The organism is Pseudoalteromonas sp. BSi20311, from assembly GCF_000239875.1.
GTDB lineage: Bacteria > Pseudomonadota > Gammaproteobacteria > Enterobacterales > Alteromonadaceae > Pseudoalteromonas.
Window position 1 is genome coordinate 25,563 of sequence record NZ_BADU01000058.1, and the last position, 25,814, is coordinate 51,376.

The 25,814-nt window shown below is 40.8% G+C and carries 26 protein-coding genes, 3 tRNA genes and 1 riboswitch; of the genes, 22 read left to right on the top strand and 7 right to left on the bottom strand.

Translation table 11 applies throughout. The features are described from left to right. Nucleotides 1-35: 35 nt before the first annotated feature. Nucleotides 36-956, top strand: a complete 921-nt coding sequence (gene rarD / locus P20311_RS05660; RefSeq protein WP_008110625.1) for an EamA family transporter RarD — start codon at nt 36-38, stop codon at nt 954-956. A 5-nt stretch (nt 957-961) separates the two neighbouring features. Here rarD and P20311_RS05665 read toward each other — a convergent pair whose 3' ends face one another. After that, the gene (locus P20311_RS05665) at nt 962-2,194 is read right to left on the bottom strand and encodes a response regulator (protein WP_008110627.1); all 1,233 of its coding nucleotides are present in this window, start codon (nt 2,192-2,194) and stop codon (nt 962-964) included. 85 nt (nt 2,195-2,279) lie between these two features. Next, nucleotides 2,280-2,654, bottom strand: a complete 375-nt coding sequence (locus tag P20311_RS05670) for a DUF413 domain-containing protein (protein WP_008110628.1) — start codon at nt 2,652-2,654, stop codon at nt 2,280-2,282. 89 nt (nt 2,655-2,743) lie between these two features. Here P20311_RS05670 and P20311_RS05675 point away from each other — a divergent pair, with 89 nt between their 5' ends. From P20311_RS05675 to ung, 8 genes are all read left to right on the top strand, one after another. Continuing rightward, nucleotides 2,744-3,613 (top strand): LysR family transcriptional regulator, encoded by an 870-nt coding sequence (locus tag P20311_RS05675; RefSeq protein WP_008110630.1) that lies wholly within the window; start codon nt 2,744-2,746, stop codon nt 3,611-3,613. 163 nt (nt 3,614-3,776) lie between these two features. Further along, a complete protein-coding gene (locus P20311_RS05680) occupies nt 3,777-4,709 on the top strand; it encodes a porin (RefSeq protein ID WP_008110633.1) in 933 nt (310 codons plus the stop codon). Nucleotides 4,710-4,766: 57 nt separating this feature from the next. After that, nucleotides 4,767-4,897: riboswitch (cobalamin riboswitch) on the top strand. 73 nt (nt 4,898-4,970) lie between these two features. Then, nucleotides 4,971-5,783 carry an ABC transporter ATP-binding protein gene (locus P20311_RS05685; protein WP_008110635.1) on the top strand — a complete coding sequence of 271 codons (813 nt, stop codon included), beginning with the start codon at nt 4,971-4,973 and terminating at the stop codon, nt 5,781-5,783. 1 nt (nt 5,784) lies between these two features. Then, nucleotides 5,785-6,795, top strand: a complete 1,011-nt coding sequence (locus tag P20311_RS05690) for an iron ABC transporter permease (protein WP_008110636.1) — start codon at nt 5,785-5,787, stop codon at nt 6,793-6,795. Next, complete coding sequence (locus tag P20311_RS05695; RefSeq protein ID WP_008110639.1) at nt 6,795-8,276, top strand: cobyric acid synthase; 1,482 nt, start codon at nt 6,795-6,797, stop codon at nt 8,274-8,276. The genes P20311_RS05690 and P20311_RS05695 overlap by 1 nt, the downstream gene beginning before the upstream one ends. After that, nucleotides 8,269-8,868 (top strand): cob(I)yrinic acid a,c-diamide adenosyltransferase, encoded by a 600-nt coding sequence (gene cobO, locus P20311_RS05700; RefSeq protein ID WP_008110641.1) that lies wholly within the window; start codon nt 8,269-8,271, stop codon nt 8,866-8,868. Before P20311_RS05695 ends, cobO begins: the two co-directional genes overlap by 8 nt. Beyond that, nucleotides 8,868-9,716, top strand: coding sequence for a cobalamin-binding protein (locus P20311_RS05705; protein WP_008110642.1), 849 nt, complete (start codon nt 8,868-8,870; stop codon nt 9,714-9,716). Before cobO ends, P20311_RS05705 begins: the two co-directional genes overlap by 1 nt. Further along, the gene (ung, locus tag P20311_RS05710) at nt 9,713-10,375 is read left to right on the top strand and encodes a uracil-DNA glycosylase (RefSeq protein ID WP_036984896.1); all 663 of its coding nucleotides are present in this window, start codon (nt 9,713-9,715) and stop codon (nt 10,373-10,375) included. Before P20311_RS05705 ends, ung begins: the two co-directional genes overlap by 4 nt. Nucleotides 10,376-10,434: 59 nt before the next feature. Here the strand turns inward: ung and P20311_RS05715 are convergent, their stop codons facing one another. Both P20311_RS05715 and tal read right to left on the bottom strand, forming a co-directional pair. Beyond that, nucleotides 10,435-10,623, bottom strand: a complete 189-nt coding sequence (locus tag P20311_RS05715; RefSeq protein WP_008110646.1) for a DUF3545 family protein — start codon at nt 10,621-10,623, stop codon at nt 10,435-10,437. A 225-nt stretch (nt 10,624-10,848) separates the two neighbouring features. Beyond that, complete coding sequence (gene tal / locus P20311_RS05720) at nt 10,849-11,799, bottom strand: transaldolase (RefSeq protein WP_008110647.1); 951 nt, start codon at nt 11,797-11,799, stop codon at nt 10,849-10,851. A gap of 218 nt (nt 11,800-12,017) precedes the next feature. Here tal and yaaA point away from each other — a divergent pair, with 218 nt between their 5' ends. Together yaaA and P20311_RS05730 are read left to right on the top strand one after the other, a co-directional pair. Continuing rightward, nucleotides 12,018-12,797 carry a peroxide stress protein YaaA gene (gene yaaA, locus P20311_RS05725; RefSeq protein WP_008110649.1) on the top strand — a complete coding sequence of 260 codons (780 nt, stop codon included), beginning with the start codon at nt 12,018-12,020 and terminating at the stop codon, nt 12,795-12,797. A 119-nt stretch (nt 12,798-12,916) separates the two neighbouring features. Then, the gene (locus P20311_RS05730) at nt 12,917-13,873 is read left to right on the top strand and encodes a mechanosensitive ion channel family protein (RefSeq protein WP_008110651.1); all 957 of its coding nucleotides are present in this window, start codon (nt 12,917-12,919) and stop codon (nt 13,871-13,873) included. Between the two features lie 745 nt (nt 13,874-14,618). Here P20311_RS05730 and P20311_RS05735 read toward each other — a convergent pair. Next, nucleotides 14,619-14,939: a BON domain-containing protein gene (locus P20311_RS05735; protein ID WP_008110653.1), complete on the bottom strand. Its 321-nt coding sequence runs from the start codon at nt 14,937-14,939 to the stop codon at nt 14,619-14,621. A 232-nt stretch (nt 14,940-15,171) separates the two neighbouring features. Beyond that, on the bottom strand, nt 15,172-16,398 hold the full coding sequence (srmB, locus tag P20311_RS05740) for an ATP-dependent RNA helicase SrmB (RefSeq protein ID WP_008110655.1): 1,227 nt from the start codon (nt 16,396-16,398) through the stop codon (nt 15,172-15,174). A 76-nt stretch (nt 16,399-16,474) separates the two neighbouring features. On the opposite strand from srmB, the gene P20311_RS05745 reads away from it, so the two are divergent. Further along, nucleotides 16,475-17,173, top strand: coding sequence for a tRNA1(Val) (adenine(37)-N6)-methyltransferase (locus tag P20311_RS05745; RefSeq protein ID WP_008110657.1), 699 nt, complete (start codon nt 16,475-16,477; stop codon nt 17,171-17,173). 81 nt (nt 17,174-17,254) lie between these two features. Then, on the top strand, nt 17,255-17,713 hold the full coding sequence (locus tag P20311_RS05750; protein WP_008110658.1) for a DUF2147 domain-containing protein: 459 nt from the start codon (nt 17,255-17,257) through the stop codon (nt 17,711-17,713). A gap of 46 nt (nt 17,714-17,759) precedes the next feature. Here P20311_RS05750 and fldB read toward each other — a convergent pair whose 3' ends face one another. Continuing rightward, nucleotides 17,760-18,281, bottom strand: coding sequence for a flavodoxin FldB (gene fldB, locus P20311_RS05755; RefSeq protein WP_008110660.1), 522 nt, complete (start codon nt 18,279-18,281; stop codon nt 17,760-17,762). A 105-nt stretch (nt 18,282-18,386) separates the two neighbouring features. Here fldB and xerD point away from each other — a divergent pair, with 105 nt between their 5' ends. The 9 genes from xerD (at nt 18,387) to P20311_RS05800 (ending at nt 25,719) form a co-directional block, all read left to right on the top strand. After that, nucleotides 18,387-19,313: a site-specific tyrosine recombinase XerD gene (gene xerD / locus P20311_RS05760; protein ID WP_008110662.1), complete on the top strand. Its 927-nt coding sequence runs from the start codon at nt 18,387-18,389 to the stop codon at nt 19,311-19,313. 72 nt (nt 19,314-19,385) lie between these two features. Beyond that, the gene (gene dsbC, locus P20311_RS05765) at nt 19,386-20,114 is read left to right on the top strand and encodes a bifunctional protein-disulfide isomerase/oxidoreductase DsbC (protein WP_008110665.1); all 729 of its coding nucleotides are present in this window, start codon (nt 19,386-19,388) and stop codon (nt 20,112-20,114) included. An 84-nt stretch (nt 20,115-20,198) separates the two neighbouring features. After that, nucleotides 20,199-21,920 (top strand): single-stranded-DNA-specific exonuclease RecJ, encoded by a 1,722-nt coding sequence (gene recJ / locus P20311_RS05770; RefSeq protein ID WP_008110667.1) that lies wholly within the window; start codon nt 20,199-20,201, stop codon nt 21,918-21,920. A 145-nt stretch (nt 21,921-22,065) separates the two neighbouring features. Further along, nucleotides 22,066-23,164, top strand: a protein-coding gene (gene prfB, locus P20311_RS05775) for a peptide chain release factor 2 (protein WP_096038752.1) whose coding sequence is annotated in 2 segments (ribosomal slippage) — nt 22,066-22,140 and nt 22,142-23,164 — 1,098 coding nt in all. Because the reading frame shifts where the segments join, the coding sequence is not laid out codon by codon here. 26 nt (nt 23,165-23,190) lie between these two features. Then, nucleotides 23,191-24,726 carry a lysine--tRNA ligase gene (lysS, locus tag P20311_RS05780; RefSeq protein WP_008110670.1) on the top strand — a complete coding sequence of 512 codons (1,536 nt, stop codon included), beginning with the start codon at nt 23,191-23,193 and terminating at the stop codon, nt 24,724-24,726. A gap of 354 nt (nt 24,727-25,080) precedes the next feature. Then, on the top strand, nt 25,081-25,263 hold the full coding sequence (locus P20311_RS05785; RefSeq protein WP_008110673.1) for a hypothetical protein: 183 nt from the start codon (nt 25,081-25,083) through the stop codon (nt 25,261-25,263). 128 nt (nt 25,264-25,391) lie between these two features. Next, nucleotides 25,392-25,484, top strand: a tRNA-Ser gene (locus tag P20311_RS05790). A 35-nt stretch (nt 25,485-25,519) separates the two neighbouring features. Further along, nucleotides 25,520-25,596: transfer RNA gene (locus P20311_RS05795), tRNA-Arg, on the top strand. A gap of 46 nt (nt 25,597-25,642) precedes the next feature. Further along, nucleotides 25,643-25,719, top strand: a tRNA-Arg gene (locus P20311_RS05800). The last annotated feature ends 95 nt before the right edge of the window (nt 25,720-25,814 follow it).

The following is a 25,814-nucleotide window of genomic DNA, read 5'->3' on the forward strand; positions in this document are numbered from 1 at the left end:
AAACTGACGGCCTTTTAAATCACCAAGTGGTTACTATGTCGATTGATACCGAGCAGCGAAAGGGCGCTATTTTTGCCTGCCTCGCTTTTTTTATGTGGGGCCTCGCACCCATTTATTTTAAGATGATCCAACATGTGTCAGCATTTGAAATTTTAATGCACCGTGTTATTTGGTCAGTGGTGTTTCTTATTGTGGTGGTGAGTGTGCTCAGCTACTGGGATAAAATTAAACGCATTTTAATCCAACCAAAACTTATTTTGATGTTAGTTGTTACCTCGACCTTACTAGGGTTTAACTGGGGATTGTTTATTTGGGCCATCAATAACAATCACATGTTGGATGCCAGCCTAGGTTACTACATTAATCCTCTATTGAATGTGTTGCTTGGTATGGTGTTTTTAAACGAGCGATTACGTAAGTTGCAAGGTGCTGCTGTTGCTTTAGCTTTTACAGGTGTTTTATTACAGCTAATTAGTTTTGGCTCATTCCCCGTGGTAGCGTTTTCATTAGCAACATCTTTCGCACTATATGGCCTATTACGTAAAAAGCTACAAGTTGATGCTCTGCCTGGGATTTTAATTGAGGCATTAATATTGTTACCCGTGGCGCTTACCTATTGGTGGCTAATGGTACCGACTGAAACGTCTAATTTACCAGGGAATGATTGGCTAACTAATGCGCTATTAGTAAGTGCAGGTATAGTGACTACACTGCCATTGCTGTGTTTTACCGGCGCAGCTAAGCGATTGCAATACACTACGCTTGGTTTTTTTCAGTACATAGGGCCTAGCTTAATGTTTATTTTAGCAGTGGTGTTTTACGATGAGGTGTTTGATGCTGAGCGTGTAATTACCTTTGCCTGTATTTGGAGTGCACTGGCTATTTTTAGTTGGGACTCATACCATCAATCGCGTAAACGCAGAAAAGCAGCCATTGTCGCCTCAGGTGTGGTTTAGTTAAACTAAACCACTTTATTACGACCCGACTCTTTGGCTTTGTAGAGCTTTAAGTCGGCTTGTTTTAATAACTCGTCAATTTGATAGGTTTCACTGTAGCTGAAGCCTATCGACAGCGTAAACTTGATTTGTGCTTGGCTAAACTCATGGCTATTAAGCTCAATAAATAATCGAAAACTTTCTAGTCGTTTTAGCGCTTCCTGTTCGGTTAGCTCAGTAAAAAATACCGCGAATTCTTCTCCGCCTAAACGGGCAACCAATTGGTTTTCAAAATATTTATTAAAGCATATCGCAAGCCCTTTAAGCACTTCATCTCCGGCATCATGGCCATAGGTATCATTAATAGCTTTAAAATGGTCAATATCAAGCATAGCTAACATGGCTGGTGCTTTTGCTTTTTTAAACTGCTTTAATGACTTATTGGCCTCTTCAAAAAAGTAACGGCGATTAGGGAGTTTAGTTAAATAGTCAGTATTGGCTTGGCGCTTTATAGTTTCGATATGCTCTAGCATATCGACGTTTTGGCTTAACCGGCAGTAAAATTCTTCACTATTAAAAGGTTTATACAAGTAGTCATTTGCCCCATTTTTTAAAAATAAGGCAGACAAATTAGACGATGTAGCGCCTGAGATACCAATAATAGCTTTTTCGTCATTACTATAAATGCGCCTAATTTCATTACACAGTTCAATACCGCCCATATTAGGCATTTCTTTATCTATGATAATCACAGAGATGTCAGGGGTATTTTCAAGCTCTTTAAGTGCCTCTAGGCCATCGGCTGCTTGTAATATTTGGTATTTATGACGTGTTAATAAATTACAAATATATTGGCGTGTAGACGCTGAGTCATCAACAACCAGTACTTTAACTTGCTTATTGCGAGGTAGGCGATAAAGCTGCTTTTCTAAATATTCGTAAGCTTGTTTATTGCCTTTGATAATGTAATCAATAATAGGGTACTTTTCGACGGTGTCGCGAGTTTGATTATCGATATTGCCAGTCATAACAATGGTAGGGATATCTGCTGCAACCGTGCAGGGAACCGCTTCCCCTTGCGGGGCATCAGGCAATATAAAATCAACGACTGCGCAAAAATAAGCATGTTTACTTATTAGCTCTTTAGTCTCAGCCAGCGACTGGGCAATATCAACTTCATAGCCAATTTTTTGCGCGATATGCTTTTGCACTCGCGCAATAGTGGGGGTGTCTTCAACAATAAGTATTCTGTGCGTCACGTGGCAGCCTGTTTAAATTTTGCAAAAATGTTTGCTTATACAAGTTGTAACTGCTAAAACGCCAAAAAGCAACTATTGTAGTGACTTATAGATTGTCTGCCTCAGAATAATAATCTTGGCTTATTGGTGTTGGCCCTGAAATTTTTGAGCGTCCAAATAATGTATGGAATTTTGTTTTGCAGGTTGTTAACTTTAAATATTTAACCCATGCTCGCTCAATTGGGTTACTTGGCTCTATTATGCCACTGACAGCATTTACAAATTGTTGCTGATGTTCGTTTTGTGGCTCAACTGTTTTGTTATACAGGCTTTTTAAAACAACACCATGCTGTTCTAAAATACTTGCCTCTAACAGGGTAAAGTGTCCGCTGCGGCTAAATCCGCGTGGAAAGTTTTGGTCATCATAAAATTGACGTTGACTTACGAATGCTTGACGAAGTAGTGAAATATCATTGCTCATAGCTGTACCCTCATACCAATTATTAGCTGGAGTATGGGACATAATCGCTATTTTTTTAAACAAAAAATTTTTATCGTGAGGATAAAAAATTGGACATAGATTTATTAAAAACATTTGTTGAAGTGGTGCGTACTCGCCATTTTGGTAAAGCGGCAGAAAACCTATACATAACGCAGTCTGCGGTGAGTTTTAGAATTCGCCAATTAGAGCAGGGCTTAGGCGTAAATTTATTTATTCGTCAGCGTAATAATATTCAACTCACCGCCCCAGGTGAGCGCTTGTTACCGCATGCGCAAATGATTATTACTGGGATGCAAAGAGCCAAAGTGGATGTTGCACTTGCAGATAATATGCATAAGCAAATTAGTTTAGCAGGTACGCCTAATATTTGGGATGCATTTTTACAGTTTGGTATTACAAATATTGTATCGGCTATGCCTGGTGTATCACTGGTGGCAGAAGTGAAGGCGCAACAAGAAAGTACTCGCTTATTGTTGGAGCGTACACTTGATTTAGCCATTTTGTTTGATCCCCCTAAAGTTGATGAACTTGTGGTTGAACGTATTTGTGAACTGCCTATTATTCCGGTGAGTGGTTACGATACGGCAACCAGTGATAACTTTTTTGATAATCAATATGTGTATGTTGATTGGGGAACCACGTTTTCTCTTTGGCATGCGCGTCAGTTTACCGGTAAAACACCGCCTTATTTTAGAACCAGTACAGGACGAATTGCGCTTGATTTAATACTGCAATGTGGCGGCAGTGCTTTTATTCCACAGGTATTAGTTAAAGATCATTTAGAAAAAGGCGAACTTTTTCATGTTAAAGGGGTAGAAAATACTTCAAGAGATGTATTTGTTGCCTATCATAGAGATAACGAACAGAAAGACTTGATAGAAACCTTGGTTAATTTGCTGTCGCGAATGACACCGAGTTTATTGAAACAAAGTAAGTAGTCGGTAGGCAGTTTATTTTACATGTTATTTTGATTTCAGATTTAATGCAGTTTTATTAACTTAAAAAGACAAAAATGTGTCCTTTGTAATATTTTTGTCATTTAGTAGTGACACACTGCCGCTGTTTTAAAAATTAGTCTCTTGTGATTATCGAGGAAATAACATGAAATTTGCAAAATCGAGCTTATGCTTAGCCCTACTTAGTGGTTTATCTTTTAATGCACTTGCAGAGGTAGATATTTACGGTAAAGCAAATGTAACCGTTCAATCATCTGATGATGGTGAAGGGTCTTTCACTGAAATTAAAAGTAATGCATCTCGCTTTGGCCTAAAAGGATCTGAAAAGATTACTGATGGATTAGAAGCAGTTTATAAGTTTGAGTTTCAAGTTGATGTATCTGATGCTGACTCGAAAGGTGATAATGACGACAATATTTCTGCACGTAACCAGTACGTAGGTTTAAAAGGTGCCTATGGTCAAGTTGTTGTGGGTCGTAACGATACAGCGCTTAAACAATCACAAGGTAAGTTAGATTTATTTAATGACCTTGAAGGCGATATTAAAAATGTTTTTAAAGGTGAAAACCGCTTAGGTGATTCGATCACTTATACATCTAAAAGCTACGAAGGCTTTAAAGTACTTGCTACATTTATTGCCGAAGACGATGTAGATGCCAAAAATGGCTACTCAGTGGCGTTAACTTACGGTGATGCAGGCCTTAAAAAGAGCGCAGTATATGCTGCCATTGCTGCTGATAGCGAAGTGAACGGCTACGATGTAGTACGTGCAACAGTACAAGGTAAAATTGAAGATTTTAGACTTGGCGCTATGTACCAAACACAAGAAAAATTAGACGGCAGCGCAGAAGCTGATGGCTATTTAGTGAATGCAGCTTACCTAATGGGTAGTAACACTTTTAAAGTTCAATACCAAGCAATGGACTTTGATGACAGCGATGATAAAAGCGCTGTAACAGTGGGTGTTGATCATAAGCTAAACAAAAACCTTAAAGTGTTTGGCTTTTACTCAAGTTTTGATATGGACAACAACGTTGACCAAGATTACCTAGCTTTAGGTATGGAATATAAGTTTTAACTAATACTTAGTTAAAACACTCCCTTTTAACCGCACTCAGTTGAGTGCGGTTTTTTTTGCTTTAAATTATTTACTTATCTGCGCATAATAGCCAAGCATTTGGAATGAGGTGAAACTCCTCAACTATACCCGTAACTGTAATCAGTTTTACTGTAAGTCAGATACAAGTGCCTTAAAACTTCATATAACGAGCGGGTTAACTCATTTTCTTTTTGGTACTTGTGGTACTGAGTGTGGGTTTTCCCTGCCTAGGATAATTTTTTGCACACTCAAACCGCTAAAAAAACTGCACTTCTAACCGTTAATAATGTCTCTTGGCGAGTGGGTAACACCTTAATCCTTGAGCATATTAATTTGAGTATTGAGCGTGGCAAGTTTGTTGGCTTAATTGGTCCTAATGGTGCGGGAAAATCGAGTTTACTGCGTTGCTTGTATCGATTTAATCAGCCGTCAGCGGGAGAGGTTAAATTTAATAACACCGATATTTGGCAGCTAAAAAGCGAAGACTATGCCAAGCAAGTTGCGGTAGTGCTACAAGAAACACCGTCGCAATTTAATCTCTCGTTATTCGATGTTGTAGCTCTAGGGCTTACCCCGTATAAAACGCTATTTAGCTCGACCACCCAAGCAGATAAACAAAAAATAGCTCAGGCTATTAGTCATGTGGGGCTTGAATCTCATAGTACTCAATTATTTGATTCGCTATCTGGCGGTGAAAAGCAACGAGCCTTTATTGCCCGCGCTATTGTGCAGCAACCGCAACTTCTTATTATGGATGAACCAACTAGTCACCTTGATGTGAAATATCAAATTCAACTGATGGAGCTGGCTAAATCTTTAGGTATTACGGTATTTGCGTCATTTCATGACTTAAATTTAGCTGCTGCTATGTGTGATGAGTTAGTGGTTATTAAAAATGGAGAGATTGTTGATGCAGGTAAGCCAAATAAAGTGGTCACCGAGCAGATGCTGGATGAGGTGTTTGGTGTTTGTGCTCAAGTGAGCACTCACCCTCAAGCAACAATCAAAGGTGAGGCTATTCCTCATATTACTTATTATTATGGATACCAATAATATGACGGCCTTTTCTAACCACGCCGTTGCATTAATCGTTGCGCTACTATGCGCACTATTAAGTTTATTTATTGCACTGAGTTTTGGTGCGGTACCTACGTCGCTAGCAGATGTATATCAAAGCTTAACCTTTTCAAACGAGGCTTCATTTACCAGCCGTATTATTATTGAATTAAGAATGCCACGTACTTTGCTGGCTTTTTTAGCCGGTAGTGGCTTAGCGATTGCAGGTTTAATACTACAAACAGTCACCCGTAATCCCTTAGCTGATCCTTATTTATTTGGTATTTCGTCTGGTGCTTCATTAGGGGTGGTTATATTAATGTCCTTGGTAGGAGCTGGGGCGGGTATTGCACTATCTGGGGCGGCATTAACCGGCAGTTTAGTTGCGATGGGGTTATTAATTTTAATTGCAGGTAGCCAGCGCAACGCTCAAGTTGAGTCGATGTTATTGGCAGGGGTGGCCTTATCATTTTTATTTAGTGCTTTTACTAGTTTGTTACTTTATTGGAGCGATCCACAAGCAGTCGCGGCTATTTTATTTTGGACTTTAGGTAGTTTTGCTAGAGCACAGTGGCAGTCGCTGCTGTTACCTGCCTTAGTCATTATGGCATGTACAATAATCATGTTGGGTTTTAGGCGCCAGCTTAATGCGATGTTGTTAGGCGATGAAAGCGCGACAACGCTTGGTGTTAGGGTGCATCGCTTTAGAATTTTAATGCTTATTTTAAGCTCGTTGATCACGGCCGTATTGGTTGCTAACTGTGGCGGAATTGGCTTTGTTGGCTTAATGGTGCCGCACATAGTGCGCTTTTTTATCTCTCAAGGTAGCCGTGTTGGGTTATTAATGACCGGATTAGTCGGGGGCATATTTATGGTATGGGTCGATGTGCTTGCTCGTTCACTATTAAGCAACCAAGAGCTGCCAATCGGGGTGATCACGGCGGCTATTGGCAGTCTATTCTTTTTAAGTATATTGTATTTTCGTAAGCGCCAGCTGGTGGGTAAATAATGAAAACATTAATGGTACAAGGCACTACTTCCGATGCGGGTAAAAGTACCTTGGTTGCAGCGCTTTGCAGAGTGTTTGCTAATCAAGGCGTTAATGTTGCGCCATTTAAACCGCAAAACATGGCGCTTAATAGTGCCGTAACGCATGATGGCGGTGAAATTGGTAGAGCACAAGCATTACAAGCCGTTGCAGCAAAAGTAGCACCTGAAATAGACTTCAATCCCATATTACTCAAACCCAATAGTGATACCGGCGCACAAGTAATTATTCATGGCAAAGTTATTAGCAATATGGAAGCCGACTCTTACCATGACTATAAAAAAGTGGCTATGGATGCGGTATTAACCTCACATAATCGTTTAGCTAAACGCTTTGATTTATTGCTGGTTGAAGGGGCTGGTAGCCCAGCTGAAATTAACCTAAGGGCAAACGATATTGCCAATATGGGCTACGCCGAAAAGGTCGATTGTCCGGTTATTATTATTGCCGATATTGATAAAGGGGGCGTGTTTGCTCACCTAGTAGGAACTTTGGCGCTATTAAGCGAGTCAGAGCAAGCACGGGTAAAAGGCTTTGTTATTAATCGTTTTCGTGGTGACATTAGCCTATTACAAGGCGGGTTAGATTGGCTTGAAGAGTACACAGGTAAACCTGTGTTAGGGGTGTTACCCTACCTACACGATTTAGCTCTTGATGCCGAAGATGCCGTTGCCATAGATAATAATGTGACCGAAGCCAGCATTAATATTGCGGTACTGCTGGTGCCTCATATTAGTAACCACACTGATTTTGATGCACTGCGATTGCACCCAAATATAAATATAAACTATGTGCGTCATACTCAAGCGATTCCATCCGTTGACTTAATCATTATGCCTGGCAGTAAAAATGTACTTAGTGATTTGGTATTTTTAAAAAATGAAGGCTGGGATCAGCAAATTAAACGCCACTTACGTTATGGTGGCAAAGTACTGGGTATTTGCGGCGGTATGCAAATGTTAGGTAATACTATTAGCGACCCCAATGCGGTGGAATCATCATTAGGGCAAATGGCTGGGTTAGCACTTAGTGATTTTGATACCACATTAGGTGAACAAAAAGTGCTAAGCCAAGTAAACGCCACTATTAGTTTAAACCAGCAGCAGGTTGCTTGTCAGGGTTATGAAATACATGCTGGGATCAGTAAAGGTAAGGCGCTCAATAAACCACTTATTCACTTTAATAAACACCCCAATGGCTTTACTACGGATGGTTTTATTAGTGACGATAATGCCATTGCCGGTACTTATTTACATGGCTTGTTCGACAACGCAGCTACTACGGAGCTGCTATTAAAGTGGCTAAAACCAGACAGAGACATTAATGCCATCAGCATTAATGAGCATCGCGAACGCCAGTTAGAACGGCTCGCTGATATGTGCCAAACACATTTAAATATTGAACAAATTATTAAAATTTACCAAGGACATAACAATGACTGAATCAACAAACGACAAGCACCAACAGCGCCAGCAAAAAGTAAAAGAACAGGTTGATGCTCGTGTAGCAGCAGCACAGCAAGAAAAAGGTATTTTTCAGGTTATTACCGGTAATGGCAAAGGTAAATCAACCTCTGGTTTTGGTGTGGTTGCACGTTGTGTTGGTCACGGTAAAAAGGCGGCCGTGTGTCAGTTTATTAAAGGTACGTGGGAATGTGGTGAACGTAATTTACTGCAAGGTGCAGGGGTCGAATTTGCTGTTATGAACACTGGTTTTACTTGGGATACGCAAAATAAAGAGGCTGATACCGCGGCAGCGCAAGCAACATGGCAAGAGTCAAAGAGGATGCTAAGCGACAGCAGTATCGACGTGGTATTACTTGATGAGCTCACCTATATGGTTACTTATGGCTATGTCGACCTCGATGAGGTTGTTGCTGCAATTAGCAACCGACCTGCAATGCAGTCGGTGATAGTGACTGGTCGTGCTGCGCACCGCACCTTAATTGAACTGGCCGATACGGTAAGTGAAGTACGAAATGTAAAACATGCATTTGAGTCGGGCGTAAAAGCACTAAAGGGCTTTGATTACTAATGTTAAAACGCATTGTTGTTGGGCTGTTATTGTTTGCAGTTAGTGCACCCCAAGCCTTAGCCGACAAGCCGCTTCGTATTGTGGCTCTAGCGCCACACATAGTCGAAAATTTATATGCCATTGGGGCGGGTGATCTAATAGTGGGCACGCTGGATTACGCAGATTACCCACAAGAGGCGACTAAAATTGAGCGTATCGGCGGCTATAATGGTATTTCTATCGAAAAGTTACTCATGCTCAAGCCTGACATGGTGATTGCGTGGAAAAGCGGTAATCAGGCAGAAGATTTGGCACAAATTAAGCGACTAGGGATTGAATTGCATTTAAGTAATCCACGCTCTATTGAAGGCGTTGCTAAGGAAATACTAAAATTAGGTCAATTAACCGGTCATATTGAGCAAAGTAAAAAAGTAGCTGAGGCATTTACAGCTAAGCTCAACGCAATTAAAGCCGCGCAGCATAATAAAACCACGCTTTCTGGGTTTTATCAGCTGTGGCCAGAGCCTATGATGACGGTATCAAAAAATACATGGATAAATCAGTTAATCGAAACCTGCCAAGTAACCAATGTATTTGCTGACAGCGACACAGATTACCCACAAATCAGCATTGAAAACGTGATAGTGACTAAGCCACAAGTTATTATTATTCCTGATGAAAAATCAAAACGGGTAATACCTACAGTTAATTGGCAGCAATGGCCTGAAATTCCGGCGGTTAAATATGAGCAATTTATTAGCGTTAACGCGGATTTATTACATCGTTTTTCCCCTAGAATGCTTGATGGGTTAGCACAAATGTGTGACAAAATTGAGGTATCTAGAGAACTTATTAAGAGTCAATTATGAGCAACTGGTCATCTTTTTTAAATCACGAACTTAGTCAAGTATATATGCAGCAAACCCTTGAATATGTTGCGAATAAACGATCAAACGGTATTGCTGTGTATCCACCAAAACCACAGGTGTTTAGCGCATTTGATGCAACTCCACTTAGCGACATTAAAGTGGTTATATTAGGCCAAGACCCTTACCATGGAGAAGGGCAAGCGCATGGCTTGTGTTTTTCTGTATTGCCTGAAGTTAAAAAGCTCCCGCCTTCACTTAAAAATATTTATAAAGAGTTAGTGACTGACATTAATGGTTTTATTACACCGGAGCATGGCTATTTACAAAGCTGGGCAGATCAAGGTGTGTTTTTGCTTAATACCGTACTAACAGTAGAGCAAGGGCAAGCCCATTCCCATAAACATTTAGGTTGGGAGCAATTTACCGATAACGTAATTACTCATATAAATGAGCATTGCCAAGGAGTGGTGTTTATTTTGTGGGGCGCACATGCACAAAAAAAAGGTAAAAGCATTGATCGCCAGCGCCATCATGTATTGTCTGGGCCGCACCCTTCACCGCTTTCAGCGCATCGCGGCTTTTTTGGCTGTCAGCACTTTTCAAAAACCAATGAACTGTTAATAGCGCAAGGAGCACAGCCCATTAATTGGCAAGTATAGGGTAATTGGTATTAAAAAAGGCTTTCATAAATGAAAGCCTTTTTAGATGCTGTTGTTGATTAAAACTCTAATTCATCAATAGCAATACTATCAGCAAAATAGTCGAGCTCCTGTAGTTCTTTGCGCAAACGTTGCTTATCTTTTATTGCTTCTATTTCGCGCCATTTTCTTTTTTTATTTTTTTGAGAGGTTTTTTTCGATGTATCAGAACCTTCTAATATCTCTATTATTTCGTTTAGGCTATCCATTGATTATCTCCTATTGACCACTTTTTGAACCTCGGCAGTATCTATACCACAGCTATTAATAAAATAGAATATAAATGTGACGAAACTGTTACTGATGGGTGGTATTTTGATGAAGATCAATACAAAAAGAACGTAAATGGGGACAAATCGAGTATTTAAAGTAAATCGCAGACATAAAAAACGCCGCTAAAAGCGACGTTTTTTAACTCATTAAACAGCTGTTAGTTACATCGCTTTAAAGCGTGCCTCTAGTTGCTCTTGCGCATCTGCAAATGAGCGAATACCTTCAGCTAGTTTCTCAGTGGCCATAGCGTCTTGGTTATGTAACCAACGGAACTGTGCTTCGCTAAGTGGCTCAGGTTTTGGCTCTTTAGCAATGTCGCTCTCTAGTAAGTACTCTTGTGCGTCTTCTAAATTACCTAGCTCTTCTAAAAGATTAGGACTAATTGTTAGCTTATCGCAGCCTGTAAGGGCAATAATTTCACCGGTGTTACGAAAGCTTGCGCCCATAACAACCGTTTTGTAATCGTGACGTTTGTAAAACTCAAAAATACTACGCACCGATTGTACGCCAGGATCTTGTAGCGGGTCGGTTGGTTTTTCCATACCGTTTGCTACGTGCCAATCTAAAATTCTGCCAACAAATGGCGAAATTAAAAATACGTTTGCATCAGCACAGGCACGGGCTTGAGCATCACTAAATAAAAGCGTTAAGTTACATTTAGTGCCTTCTTTTTCTAACTGTTCTGCGGCTTTAATGCCTTCCCAAGTAGAGGCAACTTTAATTAAAATCTTGTCTTTGCTTACACCTTCTTTCTCGTAAAGGCTTAGTAAAGTATGTGCTTTATTAATTGTTGCTTGGGTATCAAATGATAAACGTGCATCAACTTCAGTAGAAATATAACCCGGAACAATTTCGCTAATTTCTTTACCGAGTAATACTGCAAAATAGTCACAAGCCAGCTCTAGTTGTTTTGCAGGCTGTTGCTCGGTTTCTTTAGCGTATTGCCATGCTTTATCTAGATAAGGTTTGTAAGCTTCAATCTCGCTCGCTTTTAAAAGCAGCGATGGATTGGTAGTCGCATCTTCAGGTTGATGTTTTTTTATGGCTTCTATATCGCCCGTGTCGGCCACGATAGAAGAGTGTTGTTTAAGCCTTTGTAGAGCGCTAGTCATTTGCTTTTCCTCATTCCAAGCAAGTTAAAAGAAAATCTAAACTACCTTAATATAGCTATACTGCAACAGTGTGACAATGCTTGATAGGTCTTATGTCCTTATCAATAAAAAAACGGTAACGGTTGAGTTTTAGGTAGGATAATTTTAAACAAAACGTGCTTTTCGTTTCATTTAATGTTGAAATTGACATTAAATAATTTACAAGTCAATAGCTAACTATGATCACTGTTATTTCACCAGCAAAGAATCTTGATTACGACACGCCACCCGCAACAGATAAGTTCACTCAACCTGAATTACTTGAGCACAGCGAAGCGCTCATGAAAGTATGCCGTGAACTAACTCCTGCGCAAATTGGCAGTTTAATGAAAATTAGCGATAAACTCGCAGGCCTCAACGCAGCGCGTTTCAGTGAGTGGGCACAACCATTCACTACCGATAATGCTAAACAGGCCGTGCTTGCCTTTAACGGCGATGTATACGGCGGGTTAGATGCTAATACCCTCACTACTAAGCAGCTTGATTACGCTCAAGACCATTTACGTATACTTTCGGGATTATACGGAGTATTAAAGCCGCTTGATTTAATGCAGGCTTATCGCTTAGAAATGGGTACAAAACTTGAAAATAGTCGGGGTAAAAACTTATATGAGTTTTGGGGCAGTGTTATTGCTAATAAACTTAACGACGTATTAGCGGCACAAGATGCACAATACTTAGTAAATCTAGCCTCTAACGAATACTTTAAAGCAGTAGATAAAAAAACGCTTAACGCACACATTATTACACCACACTTTAAAGACTGTAAAAACGGCCAATATAAAGTGATTAGCTTTTACGCTAAAAAAGCGCGCGGCATGATGGCACGCTACATCATTGAAAATCAAGTGACTCAATTAAGCCAACTCAAAGAGTTTACTGTGGCCGGCTATTACTTTAGCTCAGAAGCAACCACTAAAGAACTTGAACCGGTATTTTTGCGCGAAGAGCAAAGCTAAATTTAGCGCTATTTGCAGCTAAACACATACCCAAAAAGCTATGCATTGCATGGCTTTTTTTATACTGGCGCTATTTTTGCAAACCTTAGATTACTAACCCTAACTAAGGTATAAAATAAATGCTCTCAATTCCCTCAATTACAGAAGCCGAAAAACTAATAGAAGAGAAGCTCGGCGGTTGGTTTGATGTTGTTATAAGTCATATCCCTAACTTTATAGTCGCGGTGATTATTGCGATTATATTTTCATTTATTGCCCGCCTTGCAGGCAAAGGAATGAAAAAAGTATTGCGTCGCTCGCTCGATTCTACTCAAATTGCTGACTTAATGGCCTCCATTTTTAAAGTTATTGTACTGAGTGTGGGGGTCTTTATTGCCCTTGATTTTATGGGCTTAAAAAGTACCGTTACGTCACTGCTTGCGGGTGCAGGTATTGTTGGTCTTGCCATTGGTTTTGCTTTTCAAGATATGACCGAAAACCTAATTGCGGGTATTGCTATGGGTATTCGTAAACCGTTCAAAGCGGGTGATGTTATCGAGACCGATAACGTATTTGGTTCAGTGCATTCAATAAACTTGCGCAACACACTAATAGAGAGCTTTTACGGGCAATTGATACTGGTACCTAATAAAATACTATTTAGAAATGTACTGCGTAATTACAGCACCTTAGGGGTAAGACGAATAGAAGTGCCGGTGGGTATTTCTTACGCTGACGACATAGAAAAAGCCGGTGAGGTCATCGTCGACAAAATTAACCAATTTGACTTTGTGATCCGCAAAAATGAAACCGCTGTTTATGCCGAAGGCTTTGGTGATAGCAGTATAAACTTGTTAGTGTGGTTTTGGATCAAATACCCCGGAGAGCCTGATTTTATGACAGTGCGTCACAAAGGAGTTGTGGCCGTAAAGCAAGCACTTGATGCCGCTGATATAAGTATTCCGTTTCCTATTCGTACCCTTGATTTTGGTATTAAGGGCGGTGAAAAACTCGATGCCATGATAAGCGATAAAATAAATCAGCAGTCAGCAAATAAAGAGGGTGACAATAATACTGATGCAAGCCAAGGTGAGTAAATAATTTAAAACCCCGAAGGTAAAAGCATTGGGAAATAGTTACTGACTATCAGCGCGTTTTTACAAATTAAAACGCGCTTTTTATAATAAATAATATAAGGGTCTGTTGACCTTTGCGGATTAAAATTAGTTCAAACTAAGAGCTATTTAATCGCGACGCGAGGTTTGTTGCCTAGTGGGCTCGATAACTGCTCCTGTGTTATTCTACTGGCTTACATCCATGTAATAATAAGTAAAAACCGAGCAAAGCTTCCGCGTCCAGCTCACGCTCCTTACCACCATCCATGTAGCCAACAAAGAGTAAATGTCCCTGGGCAAAACCCTTGGCTAAATACCAAACAGACTACTGCAAATTCAACCTTGAAAGAACAACAGACCCAATTGATAATCTGAAGTAATTAAAGCCTTGCGCTAACTGTCTTAAAAACGCCTCAATTATAAAACTATATCGATAAGGTTTCTCATCTCAAAATAGATTATTTAATCAGCCGAACTAGAGCCCAAGCTTGATGTAAGCTCTTTATAATAAGTGTCTATAAACAAAGGTTTCAAAAGTATAAGCAGCTGCAATGAGCGTCGCGATTGGTGCGTAAACTAAAAGGCATTTAATTAAGTATTTAAACTGGCTTGGGAATATGCTCTGCAGTGAATTATATTGTGCAAACCATAAAAAAGCGCCGCTTGTGTTGGAGAAACAAGCAGCGCTGAGGGATAAGTTAAGTGTATTAGTTAAGAAAAAGTTGTATTAAATGACACTAATTTTGTTATGAATGATTTTAACCCCATCCATATTTTCTAAAAACTTTTGTGCAAGAGCGCGTTCAAAACCGTTATTGGCTTCGCCTTTAAGTTCAACGTCACCGTCATTAACGTGTACGTTTAGTTTTTCTAACTTTAAATTTGGGTTAGTGCGCAATTCATGAGTAATAGATTGTTGTAAGTTAGGTTGTGTAGCCACACTGCTAACTACAGCTAAATGCGTTGCTGCACTGACTTTAAAAGCAGAGACTAATAAAAATAAACAACAAAACGAAATAAAACCGATAGTAAATTTAATGCGACTCATAACTATATCCTTAGTGTGTTACTAAAAAACAACGCCATTACTCGGCGTTTTAATACTCGTATATTCAATAGGGTACAAGTTTCATTCCAAGATTAACTATATGAAATAACTTACTATTTTATTAATTGGTTATTCAGCTAAGTATTTTTTACATATTACTATGAATAGCTTACTCACTGTTTTTAAGTCACAAAAAAGCCGACAAACGTCGGCTCAATTAAATGTGTTAAAGCTATTTTTTCTTTTTAGCTTTGGCTTTTTTCTTTGCTTTCATTTTTACTGGATCTTTACGCTTTTTAACCGGTGGCTTAGCTTCTTTATGCTTCGGCTCTAATCCTTTAAATACACGGCGTTTAAGCTTCTGCTCTATGTAACGTTCTACTTTGTAAAGAATACCAATGTCGTGCGCTTCAATTAGTGAAATCGCTATGCCTTTTTTACCTGCACGACCTGTACGGCCAATACGGTGTACGTAAACATCTGCAGTGCGCGGCATATCAAAGTTAATTACATGGCTTATGTCCGCTACATCAATACCGCGCGCAGCGACATCGGTTGCTACCAAAATGCGAGTTTTGCCACTGTGGAAATTTTCCATCGCTTTCATGCGTTTATCTTGTGGCATTTCACCACGCAGCCACGCAGCTTTAACGCCGTTATTGGTTAGTTCACCAATAAGGGTTTCAAGACGCTCACGGGTTTTTACAAACACAATCGCTTTACTAACATCAGGGCCATTTAAGGTGTTAACTAACAGCTCAAGTTTATGATGGTAATCGTCGGCTAAATGAACCCATTGGTGTATTTTAGCTTTTTCTTTGCGTGATGATTCGGCTTCAAGTAGAGCAGGGTCGTTTAAAATACGCTCTGCAAACAACTCTACGCTGTCACCTTCAAGGGTGGCTGAGAATAAAAAGCACTGACGACGATTTTTAGCTTCATTACAAATACGCAGCATTTCTTTACGAAAGCCCATGTCGAGCATGCGGTCGGCTTCATCAAGAATAAGCATTTCTACGTTTTCTGCGTGGAAGTTTTCAGTTTCCAAATACTCCATTAAACGCCCAGGTGTGGCGATTAAAATGTCGTTATTATTTTCAAAAATTTCTTTATGTGTACCGTAGTTTATACCACCGGTAACCACCCCAATTTTTAAGTGGGTTTGCTTTGCAAGTAACTCACATTGTTCATGAATTTGATAAGCAAGCTCGCGAGTTGGGGTCATAATTAATACCCGTGCAAAGCCCGGATCACGACGCGGGAAATCCATTAAATATTGAATTGCTGGAATTAAAAATGCCGCCGTTTTACCCGTACCTGTTGGTGCAGACGCTAAAATATCGCGCCCTTGCAACGCCTCAGGAATGGCTTGTTGTTGAATGCTAGTGGGGGTTTCAAAACCCATTTTATTAATAGCATTAAGTAGCTTATCATCAAGATCAAATTCAGAAAATTGCATAGAGTGTCAAAAATAGGGGACAATTGCCGTTAATTATACGCACTTAAACCTACTTGGTGAATGAAAAGGTGAAAAAATGTCTGGTTTTGCATTTAAACAATTTAAGGTTGAGCACGACCAGTGCGCCATGAAGGTCTCTACCGATGGTATTTTACTCGGGGCATGGGCTGATTTAAACGGTGCAAGTTCGTTATTAGATATTGGCACAGGCACGGGGTTACTGGCGTTAATGTGTAAGCAACGAGCGCCACATTTAAAAGTGAGCGCAGTTGAGGTTGATGAAGCCGCCTACCAGCAAGCTTTACAAAACTGCCAGCAAAGCCCTTGGCCAGACATTAATATTTATCACCAGTGCGTTCAGCAGTTTGCGCCTGAGACTAAGTTTGATTGCGTTATAGCTAATCCGCCTTATTTTAATCACAGTTTAAAAAGTGATAATGCAGCGCGAAATGCCGCTCGCCATACTGATGGTTTAAGCTTTGCAGAACTCATTGCTGCGTTTATACGCTTAACGCATAAACAAGCACGTTTTAATTTAATTTTGCCTAGTGAAGAGGCGCAGTTATTCATAACCCTGGCGCAGCAGCAAGGGCTGTATTTAAACGCGCATTGCCAAGTACAAGCAACGGCGCATAAATCTTTTACTCGCAGCTTAATGACCTTTAGCTATGAGCAAAGCGAAGTAAGCACAACTCAGTTATGTATAAGAGCCGATGATAATAGCTATACCTCACAGTATCAGGCGTTATGCCGCGAATTTTATTTAAAAATGTAGCGCGTTCTGGGTGTTTAAACAGTTTTGCATCTGGTTGTTTATTGTTACTATGGCTTAATTAATCGCTAATATAGTAACGCAATGAATTTATTGAATAAAAAAAGAGCTAACTCGCTGTTGATGGGATTTTTGGTCGGCAGTATTTTTGCCTCATTTAAGTTATTAGCTAACCCCACACCGGTTGGGCTTTGGAAAACCATTAATGAAGACACCAAAGAAGCAAAGTCGTACGTACGCATTACTGAACAAGATGGCGTACTGACTGGCAAAATTGAAACAATACTCAATAAAAATAAGCAAGATGCACTTTGCAGCGAGTGCAACGGTGATAAAAAGAATCAGCCTATGTTGGGGATGACCATTATTGAAGATGTGACCTATGCGGGTGACGGTAGTTGGGAAGACGGTGAAATACTCGACCCAAATAATGGTAAAACCTACAGCGTGCGTTTAACACCGCAGCAAAATGGCGAAAAACTTGAAGTGCGCGGTTATGTAGGCTTTTTTTACCGTAATCAATATTGGTTAAAAGTAGAATAATTTAGGATTAAAAAGCGCTGCATAGCAGCGCTCTTTGCACGCTGAGTTATAGGGTTTTAGCGTACTCTGTCATCACTTGTTCTACCCACGTGGCAATACGCTCGTCGCTTAGCTCGTACTGACTGTCTTCGTCTAATGCTAAACCTACAAACTGTTTACCGTCTTCGGTAAGTGCTTTTGATGCTTCAAATTCGTAATTGCTGTCGTTCGGCCAAAAGCCTAATTGAGTAATGGCTTGGGCATTTATTTCATCGTGAAGCATGCCTAACGCGTCTTGAAACCACTGGCCATACCCTTGCTGATCGCCCATACCAAATAAAGCAATGGTTTTACCATTTAAGTCGACATCTTTTATATCGTCCCACTTTGATTCCCAATCTTCTTGAATTTCGCCAAAGTCCCACGTTGAGATACCAAAAATGATAAAGTCGTATTGCTCAGCGTTTTTAAGCGGTTCGTCTTTAATATTGTGTAAACTGACGATATCGGCGCCTATAATGTCGCGTATTTTTTCTGCCGCCATTTCGGTATAGCAGGTAGTAGAACCAAAAAATAAACCAATCTGCATCGTATTTATCACTGTGTAATTGCCTGTTATGATAGGCTCAAGTTTACCGTAAGGCTTTTTTAATTGATACCTTCTCCCGTGGTATTACCAACATGAGATCACAACGTGACAACGCTATCTGACGATTTACCTGAACAAAATACTGAGCTAAGCAGCAATAGCGACTTTTTAGAAACCTTTTTAGATAGCCTCTATTTAGAGCAAGGCGTAAGTGAAAACACACTGAGCGCTTATCGCAGTGACTTAGATAAGTTTTGCCAATTTTTAAAAGGCGAAAACTTAATGACGGTAACCAGCTTAGATGTTGAAAGTTACCTAGCACACCGCGTTGATTTAGGGCTAAAACCACGCAGTACTGCGCGAAGTATTAGTGCATTAAAACGTTTTTATCAGTACTTTGTACGCGAAAAAATAATTAGCGACTCACCTATGGTCAATATTGCTCAGCCAAAGGCAGGGCAGTCGTTACCAAAAACGCTATCTGAGGCTGAAGTAGAGGCGCTATTAAGTGCGCCCAACATTGAAGAGCCAATGGGGCTGCGCGATAAAGCCATGCTGGAGTTACTGTATGCAACAGGCCTGCGGGTAACTGAGCTGGTGGGGCTTAGAATGGAGCAAATAAATTTGCGCCAAGCTGTGGTGTTTGTAAAAGGTAAGGGAAACAAAGAGCGGCTAGTGCCTTTAGGTGAAGAAGCTATGTATTGGCTCGAGCAGTTTTTAAAGCTCGGGCGCGCACAAATGATAAAACACGCCACCGATTTTGTATTTCCTTCTAAACGAGGGGTAGGCATGACACGACAAACTTTTTGGCATCGGATTAAACACTATGCTATTTTGGCATCCGTTGAGTCGCCGTTATCACCCCATACCTTGCGACATGCATTTGCAACGCATTTATTAAATCATGGGGCTGACTTGCGTGTGGTGCAGATGATGCTTGGCCACAGCGACCTATCAACTACCCAAATTTATACGCATGTAGCGAATGAGCGATTAAAATCGGTGCATGCTGAGCATCATCCTCGTGCTTAAGCGAATTTTTTTGTCACTAAGCCGGTCATATAGACACGATAAGATAAGTATTTTTAGGATAGAGAACCCGTTATGAAAAAATTAATGTTAGCAGGTGCCATGTTGTGCACTAGTTTGAGCGCTTTTGCTAATAGCGTTGCAGTCACTCCGGATGCTACAGATCCTATCGTGATAAAATTTGCCGCGCTAGGGGTAACTGTTAAACAAATTAACCCAAGCCCAGTTGCAGGCTTAAAAGAATTGATCACTAATAAAGGGGTACTATATGCAAGCCCAGACGGTCAATTTTTAATGCAAGGTACACTCATCGATTTAAACAACCGTAGTAATTTGACCGAGCAAGCACTTAACGGTGTGCGCCAATCAGGGTTAAAAGAATACGAAGATTCAATGATCGTGTATAAAGCGCCAGAAGAAAAACACAGCATTACCGTGTTTACCGATATTAGCTGTGGTTACTGTCGTAAATTACACCGTGAGCTTGATGACCTACTTGAATCGGGCATTACGGTTAAATACCTAGCGTTTCCACGTGGTGGCCTACAAGGGTCAGGTTATGCTGATTTAATGAATGTATGGTGTGCTAAAGATCAGCAAGGAGCACTTACTGAAGCTAAATCGGGTGCAGATACACAAATTGTAAAAGGCTGTAGCGCCCCTGTAGCAGAGCATTACCAATTAGGCCAAAGTTTTGGTATTAGTGGTACACCGGCTATTATTTTAGAAGATGGCACCATGATCCCAGGCTACCAACCAGCAGCCGCATTAAGCGCTGCGCTTGAGGCCAACAAAGCAGGTTAATTAAAAACCTGAGTAACTGTTTAAAAAGGCCTTTATGGCCTTTTTTTGTCTTTTTGTTATGAACATCATAAGTTAAAAACCAGCATGAAAAAAATGATCATCGCGCGAGAACCCGTTGACGACTCTCACCTACCAAGTCATCTACACCCTGTTATTAAGCAAATTTATGCCACGCGTAACGTCTGTCATGCTGATGAATTAAATAATAGTGCGGCCACTTTACTCGACTTTAAGTTATTTAAAGATATAGACAAAGCTAGCCAGCTGTTAATTGATGCACTGCATGCACAAAGCAAAATACTTATTGTTGGCGACTTTGACGCCGACGGCGCAACCAGCACTGCCACCTTAATGCAAGGGCTAGCCATGTTTGGCTTTACCCATTTAGATTACTTAGTGCCAGACCGCTTTAGTTTAGGTTATGGCTTAAGCCCAGCATTGGCTGAGCAAATAGTGACTATGCAGCCTGATTTAGTGATCACCGTAGATAACGGGATTTCGTGTGTTGCAGGGATTGATATTGTTAAAGCCGCAGGTATAAAAGTACTGGTTACAGATCACCACTTACAAGGCGAGCAACTGCCTAATGCCGATGCTATTGTTAATCCTAACCGCCATGACTGTGATTTTCCCTCTAAGTCGGTAGCCGGTGTTGGTGTGGCGTTTTATTTACTTATCGCACTGAGAAGTGCGCTGCGTGAACAAGGCTACTTTAACCAACATCCTATGCCGAATATTGCTGATTTGCTTGATATTGTAGCGCTAGGTACGGTGGCCGATGTGGTGGCACTGGATGCAAATAACCGTACGTTAGTACATCAAGGCTTGGCACGTATTCGCAGTGGAAAAACTCGCCCAGGCATTACCGCACTGATTGAAGTAGCTAATCGCAATGCAGCTCGTTTAAGTGCCAGCGATTTTGGCTTTTCATTGGCACCACGTTTAAATGCCGCAGGGCGTTTAGATGACATGAGTTTAGGTATAGCCTGCTTACTCAGTACCGACATAAATCAAGCTAGGCGCATAGCTGGCGAGCTTGATAGTTTAAACTTTGCCAGACGTGAAATAGAGCAAGGTATGCAAGTAGAGGCGCAAGCTGTGCTTGATAGGCTGGCATTTAAAGAAGACAGTGTGCCTGATGCTATTTGTTTATATCAAGACGATTGGCACCAAGGCGTTATTGGTATTTTAGCGGGGCGCTTAAAAGAAAAATACCACCGCCCAACCGTGATATTTGCCGGTGGCGAAAATGGTGAAATTAAAGGCTCATGTCGCTCTATTGAAGGCTTGCATATGCGCGACCTACTAGAGGGATTAAACACTGCGCAACCCGGTTTAATTAATAAATTTGGCGGCCACGCAATGGCTGCAGGTTTAAGTATTAACGAGCAGCAATTTACTGAGTTTAAACGCGCGTTTGATAGTGCGGTTAGCGAGCAACTCAGCGAAGAAAGTAAACGCTGCATTGTGTTTACCGATGGTGAGCTACCTAATGATTGCTTTAGCATGGATTTTGCGCAGCTTTTAAAACAATCGGGGCCGTGGGGGCAGCAGTTTCCTGAGCCGATATTTGAACACACCTTTGAAGTAATCCAGCAGCGTATTGTGGGTGAAAAACACTTAAAGCTGGTATTAAAGCATCAGTCTGCACGCTTAGTGGATGCCATTGCCTTTGGCATTGATGTTAAAGCGTGGCCAGATACCGAGGCGCAGTTTGTTAAAGTAGCGTACCAACTCGATATTAACGAGTTTAGAGGTAAGTGTAGCTTACAACTTATAGTTAGAGAGCTTGAAAAAGTGGCTTAAAAAATATCTTCAAACCATGCATAAAAGGCTAATAAAACGCGCGGTTTTTTGTTAAAATCGGGCGTTTTTATTATTTGATGATTTTTAATTGCGCTCGGTCTCTTTTTTAAGTGCGCAATAACCTAGCCATTTTGGAGTAATGTACATGTTTGAAGTGAATCCTGTGATTAATCAAATCAAGGAAATTCGCGAACGTACTGAACTGCTTCGGGGGTACCTTTGACTACGCTCTTAAACAAGAACGTTTAGAAGAAGTTAACGCCGAACTTGAAGATTCAGCCGTATGGAATGAGCCTGAGCGCGCACAAGCCCTTGGTCGTGAAAAGTCTGCACTAGAAGCCGTGGTTGAAACCATAGACACATTAGTAGCCGGTACTGACGACGTTGAAGGTTTAGTAGAGCTTGCTGTGGAAGCTGAAGATCAAGACACCTTTGATGAAGCACAAAGCGAACTGGCTGATTTAAATCAGCAGCTTGAAGGGCTTGAGTTTCGTCGTATGTTTTCAGGTTCTCACGATTCAAACGATGCCTACCTTGATTTACAGTCAGGTTCTGGCGGTACTGAAGCGCAAGACTGGTGTAATATTTTACTGCGTATGTACTTACGCTGGGGTGAAGCAAAAGGCTTTAAAGTGGAGCTAGTTGAAGCGACCGATGGTGATGTTGCTGGTATTAAAGGCGCAACGGTACGTTTTTCTGGCGAATACGCTTATGGCTGGTTACGCACTGAAACAGGCGTACACCGCCTAGTTCGTAAAAGCCCATTTGATTCAAGTGGCCGCCGTCATACCTCGTTTGCTTCTGCGTTTGTTTACCCAGAAGTTGATGACAACATTGAGATTGATATTAATCCGTCTGACTTACGTATAGACGTTTACCGTGCATCAGGCGCGGGTGGTCAGCACGTAAATACCACTGAATCGGCGGTACGTATTACTCACGTACCAACCAACACCGTGGTGCAATGTCAAAACGAGCGTTCACAACATAAAAATAAAGCCCAAGCAATGAAGCAATTAAAAGCGAAATTATTTGAGCTTGAGCTACAGCAGCAAAATGCTGAAAAGCAAAGCCAAGAAGACAACAAGTCTGATATTGGCTGGGGAAGTCAAATTCGTTCATACGTACTTGATGACTCACGTATTAAAGATTTACGTACCGGCGTTGAAAACCGTAACACTCAAGCGGTACTCGATGGCGACCTAGATAAATTTATTGAAGCCAGCTTAAAATCTGGTTTATAACCACCAAGCTAAAAAAGAGCTAAAAAATGACTGATCAAATCCAAGACGAAAATAAGTTAATCGCTGAGCGTCGCGGCAAATTAGACGCTATTCGCGAAAATTGCCCAGCCAACGGTCATCCAAACCAATTCCGTCGTGAGCATTACACGGCAGATTTGCAGGCTGAGTTTGGTGATAAGAGTAAAGAAGAGTTAATCGAATTACAGCATGTAGTATCGATTGCGGGTCGTATTCTTGCTAAGCGTGGTCCATTTATGTCTATTCAAGATATGAAAGGCCGTGTACAAGTTTACGCATCAAAAGACGTACAAAAAGATTTAAAAGCAAAATATGGCCAACTCGATATTGGCGATATTATTGGTGTTAAAGGTCCGCTTAATAAATCGGGTAAAGGCGATTTATACGTAGATATGGCTGAGTACGAACTACTGACTAAGTCACTTCGTCCACTTCCTGAAAAATTCCATGGCTTATCAGATCAAGAAACTAAATACCGTCAACGTTATGTTGATTTAATTACTAACGAAGCAACGCGTGAAACATTCCGTATTCGCTCACAAGTGGTTGAAGGTATTCGTCGCTTTTTAGCAGACCGCGACTTTATGGAAGTAGAAACGCCAATGCTACAGGTTATCCCTGGTGGCGCATCGGCACGTCCGTTTGTAACTCATCATAATGCGCTTGATATCGACATGTACTTACGTATCGCGCCTGAGCTTTACTTAAAGCGTTTAGTCGTTGGTGGTTTTGACCGTGTATTCGAAATTAACCGTAACTTCCGTAACGAAGGGTTATCAACGCGTCACAACCCAGAATTCACTATGATTGAGTTCTACCAAGCGTACGCTGACTACATTGATTTAATGAACATCACCGAAGATATGTTACGTACAGTAGCAACTAACGTATTAGGTAGCCCAATTGTGGTTAACACCACTAAAGATGAAAACGGCGACGTTGTTGATTCAGTAGAGTATGACTTTGGTCAACCGTTCACACGTTTAAGCATGGCAGATGCTATCTTAAAATATAACCCTGAGTTTGATGCTGCGGTATTTAACGACCCAGAAAACCACTTTGAAGAATTAAAAGCGTACGCTAAACAAGTACACGTTAAAATTCCTGAAAACTGCGTATGGGGCCCAGGTAAGTTCTTATGTGAAATATTTGAAGAAACGGCTGAGCATATGCTTATCCAACCGACATTTATTACTGGTTACCCGTGGGAAGTATCGCCATTGGCACGTCGTAACGACGAAAACCCATTTGTAACTGACCGTTTTGAGTTTTTTGTTGGCGGACGTGAGCTTGCAAATGGTTTCTCAGAGCTTAACGATGCACAAGATCAAGCTGAGCGCTTTACTCGCCAAGTTGAAGAGAAAGACGCCGGTGATGATGAAGCAATGCATTACGATGAAGATTACATTCGCGCACTTGAGTATGGTTTACCACCAACGGCAGGTGAGGGCATTGGTATTGACCGTTTAGTGATGCTATTTACTGACTCATCAACTATCAAAGATGTTATTTTATTCCCGCACATGCGCCCACAAGCTGACTAAGTTTGAAGGAATAAACTAAAAAATTATTAACGCCGCTAATTAGTGGCGTTTTTTTTGCCCTATTGTTTGTGAGACATTGCTTAAACTTTCCATTAGGGCTTTTAATTAATAAGTACTACACTGATAATGAAGTGTAAGTATAAAGGGGTGTTAACCCTTAATTCAGTTTCATTATCATAAAGTTGGCCGACTGCTTAGTAACATAAAAGCAGTACTATAACTTTTTGGTATGATTGTTTTTTAAACATTATGTTGTATTTATGTGAATTTTTTAGCTAAAATATGGCCGGAATTTGTACACGGTCATTCTTAGTCGTAAAAAATAAAAATTTCTAAAGGACTTAGAGAAATAATATGAAAGTTAAACGAGTAGAATCTTTACCCGATGAGAGCACCACAGAGCAAGAGCGACAAGCTTATTACCGCGCGTGTATTGCTGAGTTTCAGAAGTTAGGCTACCAAGAGCAATATCTTGCTGAACTTACTGACGAACTAGTGCCAGTGATGGGCGTAAACTCAAGCACTCCAAATACCTAACCTGATTAATTTTCAAACTAATTACACTTTAAAACCAGACATATGTGCAATCTATAGCCATATAGTCACTTTTGTCAGAAAAGTGTTTGACATATTTTCTGAAATCTTTATTATACGCCCCACAAGACGGAGAGGTGTCCGAGTGGCCGAAGGAGCTCCCCTGCTAAGGGAGTATAGAGTTTGTAGCTCTATCGAGGGTTCGAATCCCTCCCTCTCCACCATTTTTTAAATGGCGAAATCTTGTAAACGTAAAGATGGGCGCATAGCTCAGCTGGATAGAGTACCTGGCTACGAACCAGGCGGTCGGAGGTTCGAATCCTCCTGCGCCCACCACTCTTTACACACTCTGCTTAGAGTTAAAACAAGCAAAAATGAAAGTGGGCGCATAGCTCAGCTGGATAGAGTACCTGGCTACGAACCAGGCGGTCGGAGGTTCGAATCCTCCTGCGCCCACCACTTTCTATTACTACAAAAGTTAATAGAAAAGAAACCGACGAAAGTCGGTTTTTTTATGCCTGAAATAAAGTGAATATGGAAAAGTAGTAAGCTAC